Origin of the sequence: Sphaerimonospora sp. CA-214678 (assembly GCF_050942215.1) — a bacterium.
Lineage (GTDB): Bacteria > Actinomycetota > Actinomycetes > Streptosporangiales > Streptosporangiaceae > Sphaerimonospora.
On the sequence record NZ_CP192056.1, the window covers coordinates 1,846,304 to 1,865,389 of the forward strand.

Here is a 19,086-nt window from a genome sequence, read left to right on the forward strand (position 1 = left end):
GAAACCACGAGGTCAGCGTCTTGCACTCAACCCTGATCTTGAAACGTGAGCCAAGTCAGGTAGGACTCCGATGGATCAGGGCAGGCCGTAGCGGATTCTGATGCTCCGGGCCTGGTCCTCGCTGACTTCCGGTGGTGTGCCGGCCAGCGCCCGTCGAAGGTCGGACAGGATCGCGTCGGCGCAGCCGCTGACACGGGTGCGGTGGTGAGTGAGCTGCTCATCGAATCGCTTGGCGGCCGGCCCCTTCCACACGCCGCCCTCGTGGAACGTCCGGAACTGGGTCTCGATGCCCTTCTCGATCTCTGCGAGCATCGGCTCCGCCGTACGCAGCGCGTCGCGCAACGCCAGATAGAGCGGATTGGGCACCAGTACGGCCATGCCGTGATCAGTCCTTCGTAACCGACGGGGTCTTCGGGGATGGGCCGGTGGGGTCGACCACCTTGAGCAGTTTCGGTCCGATCAGCTTCATGAGCGCCGCGACATCGGCCGCGTGGTCTCGCCCCTCGGCTCCCTGCGTCAACTCCACGATGAGGTGTGCTTCGCCGCGGGCGAGGACCGCATGCCCGTCGTCGTACTCGTCGCCGGGGTTCCTGGAGTAGTAGCCGTTGGTTCCCGGAGCGATCTCCGGCAGAGGGGTGGCACCCTGCTGAAGATGATCCTTAACTATGGCTTCTCCCCCGAGTGGGAGTAGCACGATCGACAGCAGGGTACGGTGCTCGCCGTCGCTCCGGCGGACCAAGCAAGATCCGTCGCCGTTCGAGGGGGTGAGATCGAAGGACCCGGAGAACTGCGGTTCGTGCACCCCGGTCATCAGCTCGACCGCTCTGAGTGGAATGTGATCGCAGATGTAGGGTGGGGCGGCGACCGTCGGCAGCGGGGTCAGATCAGCCTTCGCTTCCTCACGCTGGCAGGCGGTGACCATGCCCAGGGCAAACGCCAGCGTCGCCATTACGGCAACTCGCTTCGTCGTCATGATGAGAACTTGTCGAAGGCGCGGGAGTAGGCCTGATTGAGCTTGAGCATGAACTGACTCCAGCGTTTTCCCGAGTAGCTTTCGCTGTTCATCCAGCGCCGGTACGCGTCGTACCGCCGCTCCCTGTCGGGGAGACCAGGGGTGGTTTTATCGATCATCTCGTCCCTGCTCATGAGCGTCCGGCCATCGTCCTTGAGGAAGTTGCTGGGGTTGTCGCGGGGATCGTCCCCCTTCTTCAGGCCCTCCAGCGATGCCCAGGGGTGTGTTGGGCCGGGTGAGTCCGACGGACCGAACAGGTCGTGCTTCAGAAAGGCCTGGACAGCCAAGTCCCGCATGATGCTTTCGTTCTTGCGCACGGTCGCGTTGGCCTCGTCGGTGGCCTGATCCTTCGAGTGACCCTTGAGACTGTCCTCGATCATGCCGGTCCACGCGCCGACGACGCCGGCCGTGATCGGCCAGGCGGCCTTCTGCGGAATGGCCAGCGCGCTGTTCAGTGTTCCGGTCAGGATCTTGGCATTTCGCTCCTGCCGCTCGTCGAGCTCCTTACCCTCTTCGATCTTGGCCAGCCCCGCTGCATTCGTGATAAAGCCGAACCCCCAACCGATCCACGTGGCTTCCGTGCGCAGTGCCATGTCTCCCTGCCCGGCCGCCATTTTCGCGGCACCGTGGTCGAGGATGCGCCCGGCGAACGCCGTCTGGGCGGCCATGACGGCGGCGAACGCCTTGGCGTCCCCGAAGGCTTCCTGCGCCACCTTGCTCAGCTGGCCCCTCTCGAACCTCGGGCCCCACAGGGGCGGACCGGGGATGTCGACCTGGTTGATGTGCGTGACGCCGGGCGCCGTCTCGTCTCCCTGGTATACGACGACCCGGTTCACGTCGGCGATGTATGCGGCGAGAACGTTGGCGGTGGTGGTGTGCGGCACGAATGAATCGGGGGGCGCCTTCGTCCTTATCCGCTCGGCCTGCAGGTGAACGAACTCGGAGGCGAGCTTGGCGGACAGGTAGCCGCAGGAGGGTTCCTCGGGCGAGCCGTCGTGGTCGCGGAAGGTGAGCATGGCGGCCTCAAGAGCCGTACCCAGCGCCTTACCCTCGTCGGGCATGGCTCGCTCGGTCAGGAAGTGCTTCAGCGCGGTGGGATCGCCGGTGAAGAAGTCCTGAGCCGCCGCGGCGTCACGGCTGAGCGCCTTCATGAGGGGCACCATAGGGTCATGCTCGGCGTCGATGGGGAGCTTCGACATGCTTCGATCCCAGGCGTCGATCTTCCTGGCGGTCGACACCAGGAAAGCGTTGCCGAACTTGCCGTGTTCGAGTGCCCGCGAGATCGCGTAGACCTCCTTCCGGCCGCCGGCGAGGCCGGAGGTGAGCCCGTCCCGCCAGGTCGTGCTCAAGCGTGAACTCGCGGTGCCGAGGGTCTTGCCGAGGGCGGTCTGCACCCGCTGCACGTTCTTGTCGCCCTCGCGGCCGACGGTCTCGGTCATCAGCCCGCGGAACGCGACCGGGCCCAGGGCGTTCATCAGCGCGAGCGCGAACGTGGGGTCCCCCATCCGCTTCTCCAGCGCGGCCACGGTCGTGTCGTCGACCTCTCCGGCTTCGGCGGCGTCGGTCAGCCTGCTGATCGCCGCGTAGACGTCGGGATCGTGGGCGGCCTTGCCGTACAGCTCCTCGTCGAAGCCCGTCATCCCGGGGGCGTGGCCCGCGGAGGATGCCGCCCACTCGGTCTGCTCGGCGCGGATCGTCTCGCTGCGGCGCCGCAGGTCCGGGCGGGTGGTCGCGATCCAGCCCTGTGCCTCGCGTAGGACGGCGAGCCGGGAGGTGTCCAGGTCGAGTCGCTGCAGCATGCGGCGGAGTCGCGGTTCGTCACGGCCGAGCGCGGCCTCCACCCGGCCGAGCCCCTTCTCGAACGCATCCATCGCGGTGGGGTCGATCCCCGAGTAGCCTCCCGCCGCGAGGTCAGGTGGCGGAGCCTTCGGCCAGTTGTCCGAGGGCGTGGACGGGGTCGGCGGGGAGCCCTGCGGCGGTTGGGCCAGGGGCGGGGGAGTCGCTCCCGGGCTGGGCGACTCGTGGGGACTGTACGACGAATCGGTCATTCGGGCCGGACTCCCGGGATGTCGATGGCACGCGACAACTCAGGCGGCAAGATTATTTACGATCATCCTGTTCGTAAACATATCCGTCAGATCCGGTATGACCGGATCGGTTGTCGCCGGCTTCCTCCCATGCTCCGGCCCACGCGACTGTCGGGGTAGAACCTTCGCCACCTGCTGCTCCAACAGAATCGCGGCCGGGCCGTCCATCGACCTCGACGGCGCCGGCCCCGGGGACGGCCGAGGCCCGGCGATCTGCCGCGCGCTCTCGATGAGTCGGAGAACGCCCTGCGGCCCTCGCCGTCGTACCCGCAGGCTCCGCCTCCTGAGGTTCATGGCCGGCCTCTTCGACCGGCGGAACCGATCCCGCGTTCACTCAGAGCGTGATCGAGGTCCGTCTTCGGCTCCGGGCCACCCGCCATGGGGGAGGAACCGGGACCGCGGCCGTTCGGCTGAGCATCATGCAGGTCACGAAGGCGGCCGCGGAGTGAAACGGCGGAGCGTGACACGGTGATCACTTTTCCTTGACTGTGATCTCTGACCGGAGAACTGATCAAATATCAAACTAGCTGTGGAATGGCTTGACTTTGCCCGGTGTGGACCCCTATTTAAGAGAAGGTAAAGACAGCTGATCAGTGGCGGCGAGGATGACAATCGAATCAGGGTCGGGCGGTCTCGGTCACGAGTACCGGGTGCTCCAGGCTGAGGCGTTCAATCGCATCGGCTCGCGGTATGACGAGGCCTTCCCCCACAAGGACGGTCAGGTCGCCGCCGGCGAATGGATGATCAAGCAGCTCAAGCCGGGCGCCCGCGTCCTCGACGTCGGCTGCGGCACCGGGTCGCCCACGGCACGGCAGTTCGCCGACGCCGGATGCGAGGTCGTCGGCATCGACATCTCGCCCGTGATGCTGGATCTGGCCAGGCAGAACGTTCCCGTGGGCACGTTCCTGGAGGTCGACGTCCTCGACCTCGACACATCGCTCGGCACGTTCGACGCCGTGGCGGCCTTCTTCAGCCTCCTCATGCTGCCCCGCGCCGAGATCGGCAAGGCGCTCGCCAACCTGCGCACGGTGCTCGCGCCCGGCGGCCTGCTCTCGCTGAGCATGGTGGAAATCGACCTCGACGACGTTCCTTTCCAGTTTCTCGGCGCCCCGGTCCGGGTGACCGGATATCTGCGCGACGAGTTGCGCGAGGTCGTCGAGGCCGCCGGTTTCACTGTGCTCTCACAGAATCACATCTCGTATGCCCCGGCGACCACCCAGGCCCCGCCGGAAATCCAGCTGTTCCTCAATTGCCGCAGCGACGGATTCTGAACGGCGGGATGACCCGTGTCGTGCGACGGGGACACCTTGACCGAGCTGGCCTATCTCGGCCAGGCCGTACAGGCGATCGGCGACAGCCCGAGCCCGCAGGAGGCGGCACGGCTGCTGTGCGAGGTGGCGGTCCCCAGGCTGGCGGACGCCGCCGCGGTCTATGTCGAGGGCGAGGCGCGGCACCGCGTCGATCCGGCGCGGCGGCTGCCGCACCGCTGGTCCGGTGAGCTGCTGCGCGGTCCTGAGCTGCTCGATGAGCATCTGATCGCCGTGCCGCTCCGCGCGTACAGCAAGCCGGTCGGCTGCGCCCTGTTCGCCAGGGACCGGGCGCGCCGGCCGTTCGGTGAGGGCGACGTGCTCGTGGCGGGCCAGCTCGGCGTCCCCGCCGCGCTCACGATCTTCCATGAGCGGCTGCACCGCCAGCAGCTCGAGACCGTGGAGATCCTCCAGCGGGGGATCCGGCCCGAGAGCCCGCCCGACCTGCCCGGGGTCGACATCTCCTTCCGCTATCGGCCGGCGGCGGAACGGGTGGGCGGCGACTGGTTCGACGTGATCCCGCTTCCGGGCAGCAGGGTCGCCCTGGTCGTGGGCGACGTCATGGGCCACGGCCCGGCGGCGGCAGCGGTGATGGGCCGGCTCCGTACGGCGGTGCAGACCCTGGCCGCGCTGGATCTGCCCGCCGAGCAGGTGCTCCACTCGCTCGACGAGATAGCGCAGAGGCTGGCCGACCAGACGCTCACGACCTGCGTCTACTGCGTGTACGACCCCGTGCTGCGCCGCTGCACGATCGCCAGCGCCGGGCACCTGCCGCCCGTCCTCATCGGATCGGACGGTGAGACGGAGGTGCTGTTCCCACCCCGGTGCCCGCCGATCGGGCTCGGCCGTACGCCGTACGAGACGATGGAGATCGCGGCGGACGACGGCAGCATGCTCGTCCTCTACACCGACGGGCTCGTGGAGGAGCGCGGCAGGGACATCGGTCAGAGCGTCGATGAGCTGCGCGGCAAGCTCTCCCGGCCCGGTCCGATCGAGGAGATGTGCGACCGGGTGCTGCCCGCGGTTCATGCCGACGACGTCACGCTGCTGGCCATCAGGTTCCGCGGGATCCCGAGCGAGTACGTCGCCCAGTGGCTGATGGAACCGCAGCCGATGACCCCGGCGCGGGTGCGCGGCCTGGTCAGCCGGACACTGACCTCCTGGGGGCTCGAACAGATGATCCCGGTGGCGCAGCTTCTCGCGTCCGAGCTGGTGACGAACGCGGTGCGCCGGACCTCCCGGCCCATCACGATCAGGCTGCTGCGCACCGATGTGCTGCTGTGCGAGGTGAGCGACGACGATCACCGGATGCCCGCGCTGCACGAGCCCGGCCTGCTCGACGAGTACGGCCGGGGGCTGTACCTGGTCAGCCAGCTCGCCGAACGCTGGGGGAGCACCAGGGTCGCCGGAGGCAAGACCGTCTGGTTCTCGATGCAGCTGCCCGCCGAGACCGCCTCCAGGGGGCCGTGATCCGGTATGCGCGTCGAATCAAGCCCGGGCCACGTTCTGGGTCGTGTCGGGGATCACGTTGGGGATCACGTTGGGATGCGGTCGCGAAGTCCTATACACTGGCGTGGCGCCGCGATCGCAGCGGTGCGAGGGGCTATAGCGCAGCTGGTAGCGCACCTCCATGGCATGGAGGGGGTCTGGGGTTCGAGTCCCCATAGCTCCACCTGTCCGAGGCGGGAGAAATTCCGCTCTCCCCATCTACATCCGGCGGGTCCGCCGCTCTTCGGTGAGCATGGCGTAGACGTACGCGTCGCCCCACTCACCCTTGGAGATCTCACTCCGCGCGAAGTGCGCCTCGCGTCGCATGCCGACAGGCCGTGTGGAAGGTCTGGCGACAGGCCGGCGGACAGACGCCGGCCGCCGTGTGCAGGCGCCGGCGCGGTGACACCGTCGTGCCGAACCCGGCCTTCTCGTGATCTCGTCCACCGGCGGGTCCGTCGTCCCCGGCGGATGTCGGGCGACCCGATCGGTTGGATCGGTGCTGCTGCGGATGCGGGCGTTCCCGAAGTGTGACAGGGATCGTGCCCGGACATAGGGGCATATGCCGTACGCTCCCGAACGTGGCACCTGGGGACTATGGGAATAAGGCTGTTCCCACTTACATCGCGGCCGAGGCGGAGACGACACCTCTCCCGAAGATCACGGTCCCTGAGGCTTCACCTCCGTCGAGTTCCGGCAGGGGGCTCGGTGATCTGCCGATGCGGGTGGTCTACCGAGTGGTCGCCGGTGGCGCCGCCGTCGTGGTGGTGGGCGCGGCCGCCGCCGTCGTACTGCTCAGCGGCGACAAGTCCGCGCCCCGCGCCGAGGCGGCGGATATCGCGGACGTCCGGCCCACGCCGGCCTCGACCGTCGGGCAGACCATGGATCCGACCGTGGATCCGACTGCTGATCCGGCCATGGGAGCATTGGCGGCGACGGCCGGTCCGGACGGCACCGCCTCGCCCACGACCTCCGCTCCGCCGAGTCCCACACCCGCGGAGACCCGGTCGCCGTCCGGCGGTCTCAGCGCGATGGACGCCGCGCTTTCGGACCCGAGGGTGCCGGCACTGTCCGCGAGCATCCATAAGCTGCGCCGGCTGCCGGGCCGGCCCACCGCCACCCGAGGCCTGGTCAAGGATCAGCGCTCCGGCGTGGCCTTCCCACGGTTCGCCAAGGCGTGGAAGGTCGCCAGGGGCAGGCCGTTCGCCTCCCGCCAGATGCTGCCCGCGATCCGAGGGTCGGAGTTTCGCGGGATGCTGGTCTCCTGCCCCGTCCCCATCCCCGTGCAGGAGAGCCTGCGCGACACCGCCTTCCTCACGGCGCGCTGGACGCTCAACCATCAACCCTCCGGGGCGACGATCTCCTGGTCGGCCTCCCAGCCGCTCAAGGTCGGTAAGCGGGACGGCTGGCTGCTGGGATATCGCGTGAACTACACGATCAAGGGCAAGAAGCGGACGTCGATGGCGGCGGTCGCCCTGGTCGACATCCCCGGCAGGAAGCCCGCCCTCGTGTTCATATCGGTCCCCGACAGCCAGAAGAAGTACTGGAAGGACGTCTACAAGGTGATGTCCTCCATCCACGTGCTGCAGAAGAAGGATTAGCGGTTCAGCCGGGGCCGGTAGGCTACCCGGTGTGACCGAGCTCGTGCTTGCCTCCGCCTCACCCGCCCGGCTCGGCGTACTGCGCGCCGCCGGGCTCGACCCCAAGGTGATCGTCAGCGGGGTGGACGAGGAGGCCGTCACCGCCGACACCCCGGAAGACCTCTGCCTCGCCCTGGCCGAGGCCAAGGCGGTCGCCGTGTCCAGGACCCTCGGCGACGGCATCGTCATCGGCTGCGATTCCGTGCTCGAACTCGACGGCGTCGCGTACGGCAAGCCCGCCTCGCCGGAGGAGGCGGCGCGCCGCTGGCGGATGATGCGGGGGAGGACCGGCAGGCTGCTGACCGGGCACTGCGTCATCGACGTGCCGGGAGGCGGCATGGCCTCGGCGGTGGGCTCTACCGTCGTGCGGTTCGGCACGCCGGGTGACGACGAGATCGCCGCGTACGTCGCCAGCGGGGAGCCGCTGCGTGTCGCCGGGGCGTTCACCCTCGACGGCCTCGGCGGCTGGTTCGTCGACGGCATCGACGGCGACCACGGTAACGTGCTCGGGATCTCGCTGCCCCTGCTCCGACGCCTGTTCGCCGATCTCGGGGTGCCCGTCACGCGCCTTTGGCGGTAGCCTGCCCCGCGTGAACGGGAATGATCAGAACGGTGCCGGTGCGTCCGCGCCGCGTGGCCTGCGCGGTTTCGGCGACGGCATCGGCTACTGCTTCAAGGGGCTCGGCTGGATCGCCAGGCACCCCAAATGGTGGCTGTTCGGCCTGATTCCCGCCCTGATCGCGCTCGTTCTCTACGTGGTCGCGTTGATATGGCTCGGCAGGAACGCGGGTGACATCGCCGCATGGGCCACGCCGTTCGCCGACGACTGGGGCTGGCGCGACACGTTCCGGATTTTCGCCGGCATCGTCGTCTTCGTGGCCGGTCTCGGCCTCGCCGTACTGACGTTCACCGCGGTGACGCTGGTCATCGGGGAGCCGTTCTACGAGAAGCTGTCGGAGAAGGTCGAGGAGGACCTCGGCGGGCTGCCCGACGGGCCGGACCAGCCCTTCTGGCGGTCGTTCTTCCGGTCCATCCGGGACAGCGTCATCACGCTCGGATATGTCCTGATGTTCACGATCCCGCTGTTCGTGCTCGGATTCGTGCCGGTGATCGGTCAGACCGTCGTGCCGGTGCTCGGCGCGATGGTCTCGGGTTTCTTCCTCACCGTGGAGCTCACCGCGCTGGCGATGGAACGCCGGGGCCTCGCGCGCAGGGAGCGGTTCGCCCTGCTCCGCTCGAACAAGGCGGTCACGCTCGGCTTCGGCGTCCCCGTCTTCCTGGCCTTCCTCGTGCCGCTCGCCAGCGTTGCCTTCATGCCCGCGGCCGTGGCGGGCGCCGCCATGCTCGTCCGCCTGCACCTGGCGCGGCCCACGCCGTGAGCGGCCCCGCCGCCGCTGCGGCGGACGCCGACCGCTCGGGGGAGAGCGGTTCTCCACAGCGGCGGTGGATTCCGACCGATCTGTACGGTGAGGTGACCTGACTTTTCCACAGCGGGACGTTCCGCGGGAGAGCGGGGGAGCCCGCCGGGCAGGCTTTGGCCCCATGACCGCTACACGAAAACTCGTGCTCTCCACTCCGGCGGACATCCTCGCCGCCGTGCCGTACCTCATCGGGTTCCATCCCGCGGACAGTCTCGTCGTCATCGGCTTCGCCGGGCGGGCGCTGCGGCTGAGCACGCGATGGGACCTGCCGTCCCGGCCCGGGGACCTCGACCGGCTCGTCCCGCTGCTGCGGCGCGAGCGGGTGACGACGGCCGTCATGGTCGGGTACGGCCCGGGCCGCCTCGTGACACCCCCCGTCGGCGAGGCCGTGCGGCGGCTCGCGCGGGCCGGCATCGGCCTGGCCGAGGCGCTGCGAGCGGACGGGGGCCGCTACTGGTCGTACGCGTGCGCCGACCCGGCCTGCTGCCCGGCCGATGGCACGCCGTACGACCCGGAGTTCAGCCATGTCGCCGCCGAGGCCGTCGTGCACGGGCTGGTCGCGCTGCCCGACCGGGGCAGCCTGAGGCGCTCGCTCGAACCGTCCGGCGGAGCGGACATGCGGGAGGCCACCCGGCGCGTCGGTGCCGACCTGCGCGCCAGGCTGGCCGGAACGGGCACGCCCACCGACGGATGCGCCGCGGCGTTCGTCGCCGACGGCCTGGCCCGGGTCCGGGCCGCGATCGAAAGGTACGCCTCCGGCGGCAGGCTGGACGACGACGAGGCGGCCCGCCTCGGCTTCGATCTCGCGGTCATCCGGATCCGTGATGAGGCGTGGGCGCTGCTCGACGACCGCGACGCGCATTCGATCCTGTGGCGGGATCTCACGCGCAGGCTGGAGCCGCGCTGCGTCGCGCCCGCCGCCTCACTGCTGGCCGCCGCTGCCTGGCGTGCGGGAGACTGCGCGCTGGCGAGCATGGCCCTGGAGCGGGCGCTCGCCGCCGACCCCGGCTACTCCATGGCCATCCTGCTGCGGCAGGCGCTGACGCATCTGCTGCCGCCGGACGCGTTACGCGACCACATGCCGACGCCCGAGGACATCGACATCGAGATGGGCCCGCCCAACTCGGGCTGGCTGACGCCCCTGTGCGCCCTGCTGGGGGAGGAACCGTCCGCGCTGGCGGGCTGAGCCGGCGATGCTAGGCGGGTTCCTCGCTGTCTGTCTGCCGGCGCCGTTCGTTGTACGCCCGCATCCGTGCGGGGTAGCCGGTGAGCTGCACGTCGTAGACCGGCAGCGCCAGATCTCCGGCGACCTTGCGGATCACCGCGGGCGATCCGACGCGGCGACGGGTCCATTCCCCGTCGCTCGCCACGGCGACGGCCGTGGTCTCGGTCGCGAATGTCTCCGGCTCGACGTAGAACTCGACACCTCGCCGGGTCTTGGCGAACTCGATGAGCGTCTCGATGTCCTCATCGGTCGCCGAGCGGTCGAACTTGGCGACACGTGGTCCGCGCCGTCGTCGTCTCAGGCCGTAGCGATCTCGCCATCCCATAGCGTTTTTATACCTTCCCGTAATCACGAACGCGTTAAGGACTTCTCCGGGCCATGTCGGGGATTTCCCTGATGCCGGCACGCTCCGCCTCGCCGAAGATGGAGGCAGACTCGAGATAGGGCCGGTCCGACCATTGACGGCCACTGACGGAAGGCGATGCTTTGATGCCGGCGGCAGCGAAACCACGGTGGCAGGGGCACATGCCCGTGCAGCACCCGCAGCTACGTGTGTCCGACGCGGATCGTGATCAGGTGGTCGAGCACGTGAAGGCGGCCTTCGCGGCGGGCCGGATCGACAAGATCGAGATGGACGAGCGGCTGGATCGCGCCATGACCGCGCGCACGCACGCGGACCTCATGCCGATCATGACCGACCTGTACGGCTCACGCCCCGCCTACGTGCCGCCCCCGACGACCTACCCGGGGCCGGCCGCCGAGTCCCGCGATCGCCTCCTCGGCGCCGGGGCACACCTGCTGGGGCTGACCGGGCTGGTCGTGATCGGTCCGCTGATCATGATGCTGGTGGCGGGCGGCGATTCGCCATACGTCAGGAGGCAGGCGGTGGAGGCGCTGAACTTCCAGCTCACCGTGCTGGGCGCCACGATCCTGCTGCCGTTCACCGTCGTCGGCATCATCCTGATCCCGGTCATCTGGGTCCTGTGGTTCGTGCTGTCCATCGTCGCGGGGGTATCGGCGGTCTCGGGCACCGAGTTCCGCTATCCGATGACGCTCCGCCTGGTGAAGTGAAGCCGATGAGATGAGCTCGTGAGACAGGCGGCCGCTCAGGGCAGGAGCGCGCGGACCGCCTCGACCGTGTCGGCCTCGTCGGGCCGCTTGTCCGGCCGGTAGCGCAGCACGCGGGCGAACCGCAGCGCCATCCCGCCCGGGTAGCGGCTCGACCGCTGGACGCCGTCGAAGGCGATCTCCACGACGAGCTCGGGTTTGACCGTGACCACCCAGTCGTCGGCGGGACCTTCCGCCAGCCGCAGGAACTGCTGGGTCTGCCAGGTCAGCAGCTCGTCGGTCAGGCCCTTGAAGGTCTTGCCGAGCATCACGAAGCCGCCGTTCTCGGGGTCGAGGGCGCCCAGGTGGAGGTTGGACAGCCACCCCTGGCGCCGGCCGCTGCCCCATTCGGCGGCGAGCACCACGAGGTCCAGGGTGTGCCGTGGCTTCACCTTGATCCAACCGGCTCCGCGCCGCCCCGCCGCGTACGGCGTGCCCGGGGACTTCACCACGACGCCCTCGTGACCGCGCCGCAGGGCGTCGGCGAAGAACTCCTCGCCCTCCCCGGCGTCGGCCGTGACGAGGCGCGGGGTGATCAGGTCGGCCGGCACGGCCGCCTCAAGCGCGGCGTGCCGCTCCTTGTCCGGAAGATCGAGCAGGTCGGCGCCGCCCAGGCGCAGCGCGTCGAAGAAGAAGACGCTGAGCGGCACGGCCGCACGCATCTCGTCGACCCCGGTCTTCCTCGCGACCCGGCCGGAGGTGACCTGGAAGGGCTCCGGGCGGCCGTCGGGCCGCAGCGCGATCACCTCACCGTCGAGCACCAGGTCGGTGTCGGGCAGCGCGGCGACGGCCTCGACCAGTTCGGGGACCTGAGCGGTGATGTCGTCGAGCGTCCGGGTGAACACCGTCACCTGTTCGTCCCGCCGATGGGCCTGCACCCGCACGCCGTCGAGCTTCCACTCGATCGCGGCCGGTCCCCCGATCTTCTCCAGCGCGGCGGCGACGCTCAGCGTGCTCTGCGCGAGCATCGGCGCGACCGGGCGCCCGACCTCGAGGCGGAACGCGCGCAGCGCAGCGACGCCGCCGCTCAGCGCGGCGGCCCCCACGGCCGGAAGCCAGCCGCGCAGGGTCAGCGCGCGGCGGACCTCGGCTGCGGGCACCTGTGCCGCCCTGGCGATCGCCTCGACCATCACGCCGCCCTGCGCCCCCTGGCGAAGCTCTCCCGTCAGCAGCCGCTTCAGGAACGACTGCTCCTGCCGGGTGGCCGTGGCGAAGAGCTCGCCGAGCAGCCCCCGGCGTGCCGCCTGCGAGCCGGGGCCGGCCTGAGACCCGATGCGGTCGAGCAGCGCGTCGACCTGGGCGAGGGTCATCGTGGCGACCTGACGCGGCTCGGGCAGGTCGCGCAGGCTCCGCCAGCCCACGCCGATCTGACGCTGTGGCAGCTCACCGGCCAGGTAGGCGATCGCGATCTCCGCCTCGTTCGGCCCGACCCGGCCCAGCAGCTCGGCCAGATGGGCGATTTTGGCCGTACGGGCCCGGTCGGCGGCGACGGCCGCCGACGTGCGGGCGAGGTCGATCAGCAACACACCGTAATCCTGCCTCACGACCGCCGGATCCGGCTACGCGAGGGTGGTGTCGGCACGGCACCGCGACGGCCACCGGCGCGATCGCCGTGATCGGACGCCGGGCGAGCGGCGGGGGAGCCGGGTGTCCGGGGTGGATCCGGCGACCGCGATCGTCCGCCCGTCATCGACGCCGGCGGCCCGCCGCGCTGAATCGGTACGTCAGCCGACGCCGAGCAGGTCGACGACGAAGATGAGCGTCTCGCCCGGCTTGATGACATTGCCTGCGCCGCGATCGCCGTACCCGAGGTGCGGCGGAATCGTGAGGCGACGCCGACCGCCGACCTTCATGCCGATCACGCCGCGGTCCCATCCGGCGATGACCCGGCCGCCGCCCAGCGGGAACTGGAACGGCCGGCCGCGGTTCCACGACGCGTCGAACTCCTCGCCGGTGGAGAAGGCGACCCCGACGTAGTGCACGGTGACGTCCTGTCCCGCCCTGGCCTCGGGCCCGTTCCCCTCGACGAGGTCGACGATCTCCAGGTCGGCGGGCGGCTCACCCTCGGGGAAGTCGATCTCGGGCTTCTCCGCTGTCACGTGCGTCTCCTGTCCTCTCACGCCGGGGCTTCCGGCCGGTGATCGACTCTACCGGCCGGACCCGTCGTACCGTGCCGTGTCCCGGGCGGAGCCCCGGCCCGCGTCCGTCTCCGTGTCCTTCGTCCTGTTGGTCGTGCCGGCCGCCGGGCCCGCGGTCGGCGGGCGTTCGACGATGACGGTGTCCGCGGGCGCCTGCCCGCCCTGCAGCAGGGCCTGGGCCCGATCCAGTACGGAGGCGCCCACCAGCACGTCGTAGCGGCCCGCCACGATCGAGCTGCGGGACGAGAAGTCGCGGACGCCGCCCGTGAACGCATGGCTGACGAAACCGAAGGCGGCCCCGGCGATGGCGCCCCAGAGGATCGACCACAGCACGAGCCAGACGAAGGAGGTCGTCGTCGTGGTGAACAGCCCCAGGAAGAGACCGACGACGAAGCCGAAGACCGCTCCGCTGATCAAACCGGTCAACGCGGCCCGGCCGTTGGTGAGCCGCCCGGTTACGGTCTCCTCCAGGCGCAGGTCCGTGCCGACGATGGCGGCCGTCTCCACTGGGAAACCGGCGTCGGACAGGGCGTCGACCGTGCGCTGGGCCGCCGCGTAGTTGTCGTAGCTGACCAGCGGGCGCCGGTCGGCCGCCGGGGTGAGCCGTCCCCTGGACGGGGAATCCAACATGTTCGCCTCCGCGGGTAGTGCGGTCGTCGTTGCATGACCGCACTACCCGACGGACGGCGGATATGCCTGTCCGGGCGGCGACGGCGGGCTCACCAGCTCTGGTGGAGCGGCATGCCCTCGCTGTATCCGGAGGCGCTCTGCACGCCCACGACGGCCCTCTCGTGGAACTCCTCCAGGTCGGCCGCTCCCGCGTAGGTGCAGGACGATCGCAGCCCGGCGACGATGGCGTCGATCTGGTCCTCGACGCTCGGCCGTGCCGGGTCCAGATACATCCGCGACGTCGAGATGCCCTCCTCGAACAGCGCCTTGCGCGCCCGCTCGAACGGCGAGTCCTCGGCGGTGCGCAGCCGTACGGCACGGGCCGAGGCCATGCCGTAGTTCTCCTTGTACGCGCGGCCGTCGGGCGCGATCCGGGTGTCGCCCGGCGACTCGTACGTCCCCGCGAACCACGAACCGATCATCACGTTGGACGCGCCGGCCGCCAGCGCGAGCGCGACGTCGCGTGGATGGCGCACACCGCCGTCGGCCCACACGTGACGTCCCAGGGCCCGGGCCTGCGCGGCGCACTCCAGCACGGCGGAGAACTGCGGCCGGCCCACGCCGGTCATCATCCGGGTCGTGCACATCGCGCCGGGCCCGACGCCGACCTTGACGATGTCCGCCCCCGCCTCGACCAGGTCGCGGACCCCCTCGGCGGTGACGACGTTGCCCGCCGCGACCGGCACGTCCGGGTCGAGCGCGCGGACCGCCCGCAGCGCGGTCATCATCTTCTCCTGGTGGCCGTGGGCGGTGTCGACCACGAGCAGGTCGGCGCCCGCTTCCACCAGTTCCTTGGCCTTGGCGGCCACGTCGCCGTTCACGCCGACGGCGGCGCCGATGCGCAGGCGGCCCTCCGCGTCGACGGCGGGCCGGTAGAGCGTGGAGCGCAGCGCTCCCGTACGGGTGAGGATGCCGACCAGGGCGCCGTCGGCGTCGACCACGGGGGCGAGCCGGTGCCGTCCCTCGTGCAGCGCGTCGAACGCGGCCTGCGGGTCGGTCCCGCGCGGCAGCGTCTGCGGCGAGGCCGACATGACCTGGGAGAGCTGGGTGAACATGTCCACCCCCTGGCAGTCGGCCTCGGTGACGACCCCGACCGGGCGGTTCTGCCAGTCAACGACGATGATCGCGCCGTGCGCCCGCTTGGGCAGCAGGCTCAGCGCCTCGCCGACCGTGTGGTGGGCCGTCAGCGTGATCGGGGTGTCGTGGACCAGGTCGCGGCCCTTCACCCACTGGACGACCTCGGCCACCACGTCGATCGGTATGTCCTGCGGAAGCACGGCGATGCCGCCGCGGCGGGCCACGGTCTCCGCCATGCGGCGCCCGGCCACGGCGGTCATGTTGGCGACCACGATGGGGATCGTGGTGCCGGTGCCGTCGTTCGTCGAGAGATCGACGTCCAGGCGCGACCCGATCGCCGATCGGGAGGGCACCATGAAGACATCGCTGTACGTGAGATCGTAGGGCGGCGTCACATCATTGAGGAATCGCACGTTTGTCCAGCCTATGTGGTGAGCGGTCATAGTCGGGCATTCCCGGCCCGGGACGAGGGGAGACCCGGGTACCGGATACATTGACCTCGCCTGAGAGGAGAAGCTGTGATCATCGTTGACCGGCCGGAGGTGCTCGTCGTCGGCTACGCCGTGCGGACGACAAACGCGGCGGAGGCCGACCCGGCGCGTGCCCAGCTGCCGGGACTGTGGACGCGTGCCGGATCTCCCGGAGCGTTCGCCCACGTGCCGGGCCGGGTCGACGAGAACCTCTACGCGGTGCTGACGGACTACGAGAGCGGCCACACCGGGGCCTACACCCAGATCGTGGGCATCGCCGTGCGCACGGCGGCACGGCTTCCCGAGGGCATGGTCGCCGTACGGGTCCCCGGTGTCCCGGCCATGCTGTTCGAGGCACGGGGCCAGATGCCGGGCGCGTTGCTCGAGACGTGGCAGCAGGTGTGGAAGCACACGGAGTCGGGCGACACCCCCGTGCGCGCCTACACCACCGACCTCGAGGTGCATCACCCGGCCGGGGCCGACCTGTACGTCGCGGTCCTGCCGTCGTTCGGAGAATCCTGATCAGGCCAGCACACCGGCCTCGCGCAGAGCCGCGGCCTCGTCCTCCGGCAGGCCCCACTCGGTGAGGTCGTGGAGGCGGGTGGCGGGCGCCAGTTCGCCGGGTTCCCTCCGCCGTTCGCCGCCGAGCAGGCGCGGGGCGGGGGCCGGCTGCGGTACGCCGTCGATCTCCAGGAACGTCTCCCGCGCCCGGTTGTGCGGGTACGCGACGGCCTCGTTCACGTCCAGCACGGGGAAGACGCAGGCGTCCGATCCCTCGAAGAGCCGCTCCCACTCCGCCCGGGTCCTGGACCGGAAGATCGCGGTGAGCCGATCGCGCAGCAGCGGCCACACGGCCGGGTCGTCCCGGCTCGGCAGGTCGGTCACGTCCGCGACCCGGCCGATCCGGTCGAGCATCTCCGCCCAGAACTTCGGCTCCAGCGGTCCGACCGCCAGGAACCCTCCGTCGGCCGTCTCGTACGTGTCGTACATCGGCGCTCCGGTGTCCAGCAGGTTGGTGCCGCGCGGACCCCATCGGCCGTCGGCGATGCCGGTGTAGAACATCGCGAACAGCAGCGCCGCGCCGTCCACCATCGCGGCGTCGATCACCCTGCCCCGCCCGGTGCGCTCGCGTTCGAACAGGGCGAGCAGCACGCCGTAGGCCAGCATGAGGCCGCCGCCGGCGAAGTCGCCGAGGAGGTTGACGGGGGGAGTGGGCTTGCCGCCCGCCCGGCCGAGCCGCGACAGCACACCGGAGATCGCGATGTAGTCGATGTCGTGCCCCGCCACCGACGCGAGCGGCCCCTCCTGACCCCAGCCGGTCAGCCGGCCGTAGATCAGCCGTTCGTTCACCGCGTGCAGGTCGGCCGGGCCGATCCCCAGCCGCTCGGCGACGCCGGGCCGGAACACCTCGATCAGCACGTCGGCGCGGGCGGCCAGCCTCCTGAGGGCCGCGACGCCCTCGGGCGACTTCAGGTCGAGGCCGATCGTGCGCTTGCCGCGGTCCATGACGTCCCGCCGGGGCCTGTCGGTGACCGCCTCGACCCGGTCGATCCGCAGCACCTGCGCGCCGTGGTCGGCCAGCATCATGCCCGCGAACGGCCCGGGCGCCAGGCCGGCGAGTTCCAGCACCCTCACCCCGGCCAGCGGGCCCTTCCGGGGCTCCTCCATGATGTCCTCCGCGTGTCCTCCGTGTGTCCTCCGAGACGTCCTCGCGCTCGGTCGCACCGGGCCGTGCCCGGGTCACTCCCTACGCGGAGAATAGAACATGATTCGGTCGCCGTGGATGCGCGAATCGGGTGAAACAGACCCCGGCTCGGCCGATGAATCGAAAAGAGATACGATCTACCCTTCGATGGCGTCGTTCCCCCGGCGTCGCGGACGAACCGGAGAGTTTTCGCGGGCGTAACGTGTCGGCTCTGGTTTGCGACGTTCTCGGGGGATAGCGTGCAAGGGAGTGTCCGGTGGATCTTTGCCGTAGCGAGGATCGGCCAGACGGACGTGCCGCAGACAGGCAGGGAGATCGGCCGGATCCGACCCGGAGACGATCTCACTATCCAGGGGGTGGTTCCATGCCAGAGCGCACGGCCAGTATGACCGCCCATGAGAAGGCGGTCGAGCAGATCAGGGAATCCTATGCGGCCATCCCGGAGGGCGCCGCGCCCCGCCTGGCCAAGGCCACGACGAACCTGTTCCGCTTCCGTGCGCCCGCCAGGACGGCCGCACTGTCCGCCCGCGACCTCGACCAGGTGATCCAGGTCGATCCGTCGACGATGACGGCCGAGGTGCAGGGCATGACCACGTACGAGCACCTGGTCGACGCGACCCTGCCGCACGGGCTCATGCCGTACGTGGTGCCCCAGCTCAAGACGATCACGCTGGGCGGCGCGGTCACCGGCCTCGGCATCGAGTCGACCAGCTTCTCCGCCGGTCTGCCGCACGAGTCCGTGGAGGAGATGGAGATCCTCACCGGGGACGGGCGCGTCGTCGTGGCCCGGCCGGAGGGTGAGCACGCCGACCTGTTCCGCTCCTTCCCCAACTCCTACGGCACGCTCGGGTACGCCCTGCGGATCCGCATCAAACTCGCCCGGGTCAAGCCGTTCGTGCGGCTGACCCACATCCGGTTCACCGAGGCGGACAAGTGCATGCTGGCCATGCACGAGATCTGCGAGAACCGCGCGTACGACGGCGAGCCGGCCGACTTCGTCGACGGCACCTACTTCGGGCCGAACGAGATGTACATCACGGTCGGCACGTTCTCGGACCGAGCGCCCTACACGTCCGACTACACCGGTATGCGGATCTACTACCAGTCCATCCGCAGCCGCTCCCGCGACTGGCTGACCATCCGCGACTACCTGTGGCGGTGGGACACCGACTGGTTCTGGTGCTCGCGCGCCTTCGGCGTGCAGCAGCCGCTGGTCCGCTCGCTGGTGCCACGCCGCTGGCTCCGGTCGGACGTCTACCGCAGGCTCGTGGGGCTCGACCAGCGGTACGGCGTCACCGCCCGCGTCGACCGCTGGCGCGGCAACCCGGCGCAGGAGTCGGTCATCCAGGACGTGGAGGTGCCGGTCGAGCGGGGCGCCGAGTTCCTCGACTTCTTCTCCGGTGAGGTCGGGATGACGCCCGTGTGGATGTGCCCGCTCAAGTCGACGGCAGAGTGGTCGCTCTATCCGCTGGAGCCCGGCCGCCTCTATGTGAACTTCGGCTTCTGGGGCATGGTCCCGTTGCCGCGTGGCCAGTACGACGGCTACTACAACCGGCTGATCGAGCAGGCGGTTCACCGGCTCGACGGCCACAAGTCGCTGTACTCGACCTCGTTCTACGAACGGGAGGAGTTCTGGCGGCTGTACAACGGGGACGCCTACTGGCCGGTCAAACGCGCGTACGACCCGGGCGGACGTCTGCTCGACCTGTACGACAAGTGCGTCCGGGGTAGATAGGCGGT

The 19,086-nt window shown here is 70.0% G+C and carries 18 protein-coding genes and 1 tRNA gene; 10 read left to right on the forward strand and 9 right to left on the reverse strand.

Annotated features, from left to right (window positions below; translation table 11 throughout):
• Window positions 1–75: 75 nt before the first annotated feature.
• The 3 genes from ACQP1K_RS08560 to ACQP1K_RS08570 are packed head-to-tail and all read right to left on the reverse strand — an operon-like array spanning window position 76 to window position 3,060.
• Window positions 76–378: a hypothetical protein gene (locus tag ACQP1K_RS08560; RefSeq protein ID WP_433500327.1), complete on the reverse strand. Its 303-nt coding sequence runs from the start codon at window positions 376–378 to the stop codon at window positions 76–78.
• Window positions 379–385: 7 nt separating this feature from the next.
• Window positions 386–949 carry a hypothetical protein gene (locus ACQP1K_RS08565; protein WP_433500328.1) on the reverse strand — a complete coding sequence of 188 codons (564 nt, stop codon included), beginning with the start codon at window positions 947–949 and terminating at the stop codon, window positions 386–388.
• 20 nt (window positions 950–969) lie between these two features.
• The gene (locus tag ACQP1K_RS08570) at window positions 970–3,060 is read right to left on the reverse strand and encodes a hypothetical protein (protein WP_433500329.1); all 2,091 of its coding nucleotides are present in this window, start codon (window positions 3,058–3,060) and stop codon (window positions 970–972) included.
• 644 nt (window positions 3,061–3,704) lie between these two features.
• Between ACQP1K_RS08570 and ACQP1K_RS08575 the strand changes: the two genes are divergently transcribed.
• From ACQP1K_RS08575 to ACQP1K_RS08605, 7 genes are all read left to right on the forward strand, one after another.
• Window positions 3,705–4,370 (forward strand): class I SAM-dependent methyltransferase, encoded by a 666-nt coding sequence (locus ACQP1K_RS08575; RefSeq protein WP_055481447.1) that lies wholly within the window; start codon window positions 3,705–3,707, stop codon window positions 4,368–4,370.
• A 36-nt stretch (window positions 4,371–4,406) separates the two neighbouring features.
• A complete protein-coding gene (locus tag ACQP1K_RS08580; protein WP_433500330.1) occupies window positions 4,407–5,876 on the forward strand; it encodes a SpoIIE family protein phosphatase in 1,470 nt (489 codons plus the stop codon).
• Between the two features lie 129 nt (window positions 5,877–6,005).
• A tRNA-Ala gene (locus ACQP1K_RS08585) sits at window positions 6,006–6,078 on the forward strand.
• Window positions 6,079–6,613: 535 nt separating this feature from the next.
• Window positions 6,614–7,495: a hypothetical protein gene (locus ACQP1K_RS08590; RefSeq protein WP_433500331.1), complete on the forward strand. Its 882-nt coding sequence runs from the start codon at window positions 6,614–6,616 to the stop codon at window positions 7,493–7,495.
• 31 nt (window positions 7,496–7,526) lie between these two features.
• A complete protein-coding gene (locus ACQP1K_RS08595; protein ID WP_433500332.1) occupies window positions 7,527–8,114 on the forward strand; it encodes a Maf family protein in 588 nt (195 codons plus the stop codon).
• Between the two features lie 10 nt (window positions 8,115–8,124).
• Entirely contained in the window at window positions 8,125–8,913 is a 789-nt protein-coding gene (locus tag ACQP1K_RS08600; RefSeq protein WP_433500333.1) for an EI24 domain-containing protein, read from the forward strand.
• Between the two features lie 163 nt (window positions 8,914–9,076).
• Window positions 9,077–10,141 carry a DUF4192 domain-containing protein gene (locus tag ACQP1K_RS08605; protein WP_433500334.1) on the forward strand — a complete coding sequence of 355 codons (1,065 nt, stop codon included), beginning with the start codon at window positions 9,077–9,079 and terminating at the stop codon, window positions 10,139–10,141.
• Between the two features lie 10 nt (window positions 10,142–10,151).
• Here ACQP1K_RS08605 and ACQP1K_RS08610 read toward each other — a convergent pair whose 3' ends face one another.
• On the reverse strand, window positions 10,152–10,505 hold the full coding sequence (locus tag ACQP1K_RS08610) for a hypothetical protein (protein ID WP_433500335.1): 354 nt from the start codon (window positions 10,503–10,505) through the stop codon (window positions 10,152–10,154).
• 200 nt (window positions 10,506–10,705) lie between these two features.
• Between ACQP1K_RS08610 and ACQP1K_RS08615 the strand changes: the two genes are divergently transcribed.
• Window positions 10,706–11,251, forward strand: coding sequence for a DUF1707 and DUF4870 domain-containing protein (locus tag ACQP1K_RS08615; RefSeq protein ID WP_433500336.1), 546 nt, complete (start codon window positions 10,706–10,708; stop codon window positions 11,249–11,251).
• A 35-nt stretch (window positions 11,252–11,286) separates the two neighbouring features.
• On the opposite strand, the gene ACQP1K_RS08620 is transcribed toward ACQP1K_RS08615, so the two are convergent.
• The 4 genes from ACQP1K_RS08620 to ACQP1K_RS08635 all read right to left on the reverse strand — a co-directional run bounded on the left by ACQP1K_RS08620 (window position 11,287) and on the right by ACQP1K_RS08635 (window position 15,584).
• Window positions 11,287–12,813, reverse strand: a complete 1,527-nt coding sequence (locus ACQP1K_RS08620; RefSeq protein WP_433500337.1) for an ATP-dependent DNA ligase — start codon at window positions 12,811–12,813, stop codon at window positions 11,287–11,289.
• Between the two features lie 198 nt (window positions 12,814–13,011).
• A complete protein-coding gene (locus ACQP1K_RS08625) occupies window positions 13,012–13,386 on the reverse strand; it encodes an FKBP-type peptidyl-prolyl cis-trans isomerase (protein WP_433500338.1) in 375 nt (124 codons plus the stop codon).
• A gap of 48 nt (window positions 13,387–13,434) precedes the next feature.
• Window positions 13,435–14,055, reverse strand: coding sequence for a general stress protein (locus ACQP1K_RS08630; RefSeq protein WP_433500339.1), 621 nt, complete (start codon window positions 14,053–14,055; stop codon window positions 13,435–13,437).
• An 89-nt stretch (window positions 14,056–14,144) separates the two neighbouring features.
• Window positions 14,145–15,584, reverse strand: a complete 1,440-nt coding sequence (locus ACQP1K_RS08635; protein WP_433500340.1) for a GuaB1 family IMP dehydrogenase-related protein — start codon at window positions 15,582–15,584, stop codon at window positions 14,145–14,147.
• A 105-nt stretch (window positions 15,585–15,689) separates the two neighbouring features.
• Between ACQP1K_RS08635 and ACQP1K_RS08640 the strand changes: the two genes are divergently transcribed.
• On the forward strand, window positions 15,690–16,163 hold the full coding sequence (locus ACQP1K_RS08640) for a GyrI-like domain-containing protein (protein WP_433500341.1): 474 nt from the start codon (window positions 15,690–15,692) through the stop codon (window positions 16,161–16,163).
• Here ACQP1K_RS08640 and ACQP1K_RS08645 read toward each other — a convergent pair whose 3' ends face one another.
• Window positions 16,164–17,309 carry a CaiB/BaiF CoA transferase family protein gene (locus tag ACQP1K_RS08645; RefSeq protein WP_433500342.1) on the reverse strand — a complete coding sequence of 382 codons (1,146 nt, stop codon included), beginning with the start codon at window positions 17,307–17,309 and terminating at the stop codon, window positions 16,164–16,166. It abuts the gene before it with no gap.
• 401 nt (window positions 17,310–17,710) lie between these two features.
• Here ACQP1K_RS08645 and ACQP1K_RS08650 point away from each other — a divergent pair, with 401 nt between their 5' ends.
• Window positions 17,711–19,081 (forward strand): FAD-binding oxidoreductase, encoded by a 1,371-nt coding sequence (locus ACQP1K_RS08650; RefSeq protein WP_433500343.1) that lies wholly within the window; start codon window positions 17,711–17,713, stop codon window positions 19,079–19,081.
• Window positions 19,082–19,086 lie beyond the last annotated feature (5 nt).

What these genes read in the sequence shown, in the direction of transcription:
- ACQP1K_RS08630 (WP_433500339.1), bottom strand. Translation starts at nt 14,055, where the DNA reads ATGTTGGATTCCCCGTCCAGGGGACGGCTCACCCCGGCGGCCGACCGG.
- ACQP1K_RS08645 (WP_433500342.1), bottom strand. Translation starts at nt 17,309, where the DNA reads ATGGAGGAGCCCCGGAAGGGCCCGCTGGCCGGGGTGAGGGTGCTGGAA.
- ACQP1K_RS08590 (WP_433500331.1), top strand. Translation starts at nt 6,614, where the DNA reads ATGCGGGTGGTCTACCGAGTGGTCGCCGGTGGCGCCGCCGTCGTGGTG.
- ACQP1K_RS08575 (WP_055481447.1), top strand. Translation starts at nt 3,705, where the DNA reads ATGACAATCGAATCAGGGTCGGGCGGTCTCGGTCACGAGTACCGGGTG.
- ACQP1K_RS08605 (WP_433500334.1), top strand. Translation starts at nt 9,077, where the DNA reads ATGACCGCTACACGAAAACTCGTGCTCTCCACTCCGGCGGACATCCTC.
- ACQP1K_RS08610 (WP_433500335.1), bottom strand. Translation starts at nt 10,505, where the DNA reads ATGGGATGGCGAGATCGCTACGGCCTGAGACGACGACGGCGCGGACCA.
- ACQP1K_RS08565 (WP_433500328.1), bottom strand. Translation starts at nt 949, where the DNA reads ATGGCGACGCTGGCGTTTGCCCTGGGCATGGTCACCGCCTGCCAGCGT.
- ACQP1K_RS08615 (WP_433500336.1), top strand. Translation starts at nt 10,706, where the DNA reads ATGCCCGTGCAGCACCCGCAGCTACGTGTGTCCGACGCGGATCGTGAT.
- ACQP1K_RS08650 (WP_433500343.1), top strand. Translation starts at nt 17,711, where the DNA reads ATGCCAGAGCGCACGGCCAGTATGACCGCCCATGAGAAGGCGGTCGAG.
- ACQP1K_RS08560 (WP_433500327.1), bottom strand. Translation starts at nt 378, where the DNA reads ATGGCCGTACTGGTGCCCAATCCGCTCTATCTGGCGTTGCGCGACGCG.
- ACQP1K_RS08570 (WP_433500329.1), bottom strand. Translation starts at nt 3,060, where the DNA reads ATGACCGATTCGTCGTACAGTCCCCACGAGTCGCCCAGCCCGGGAGCG.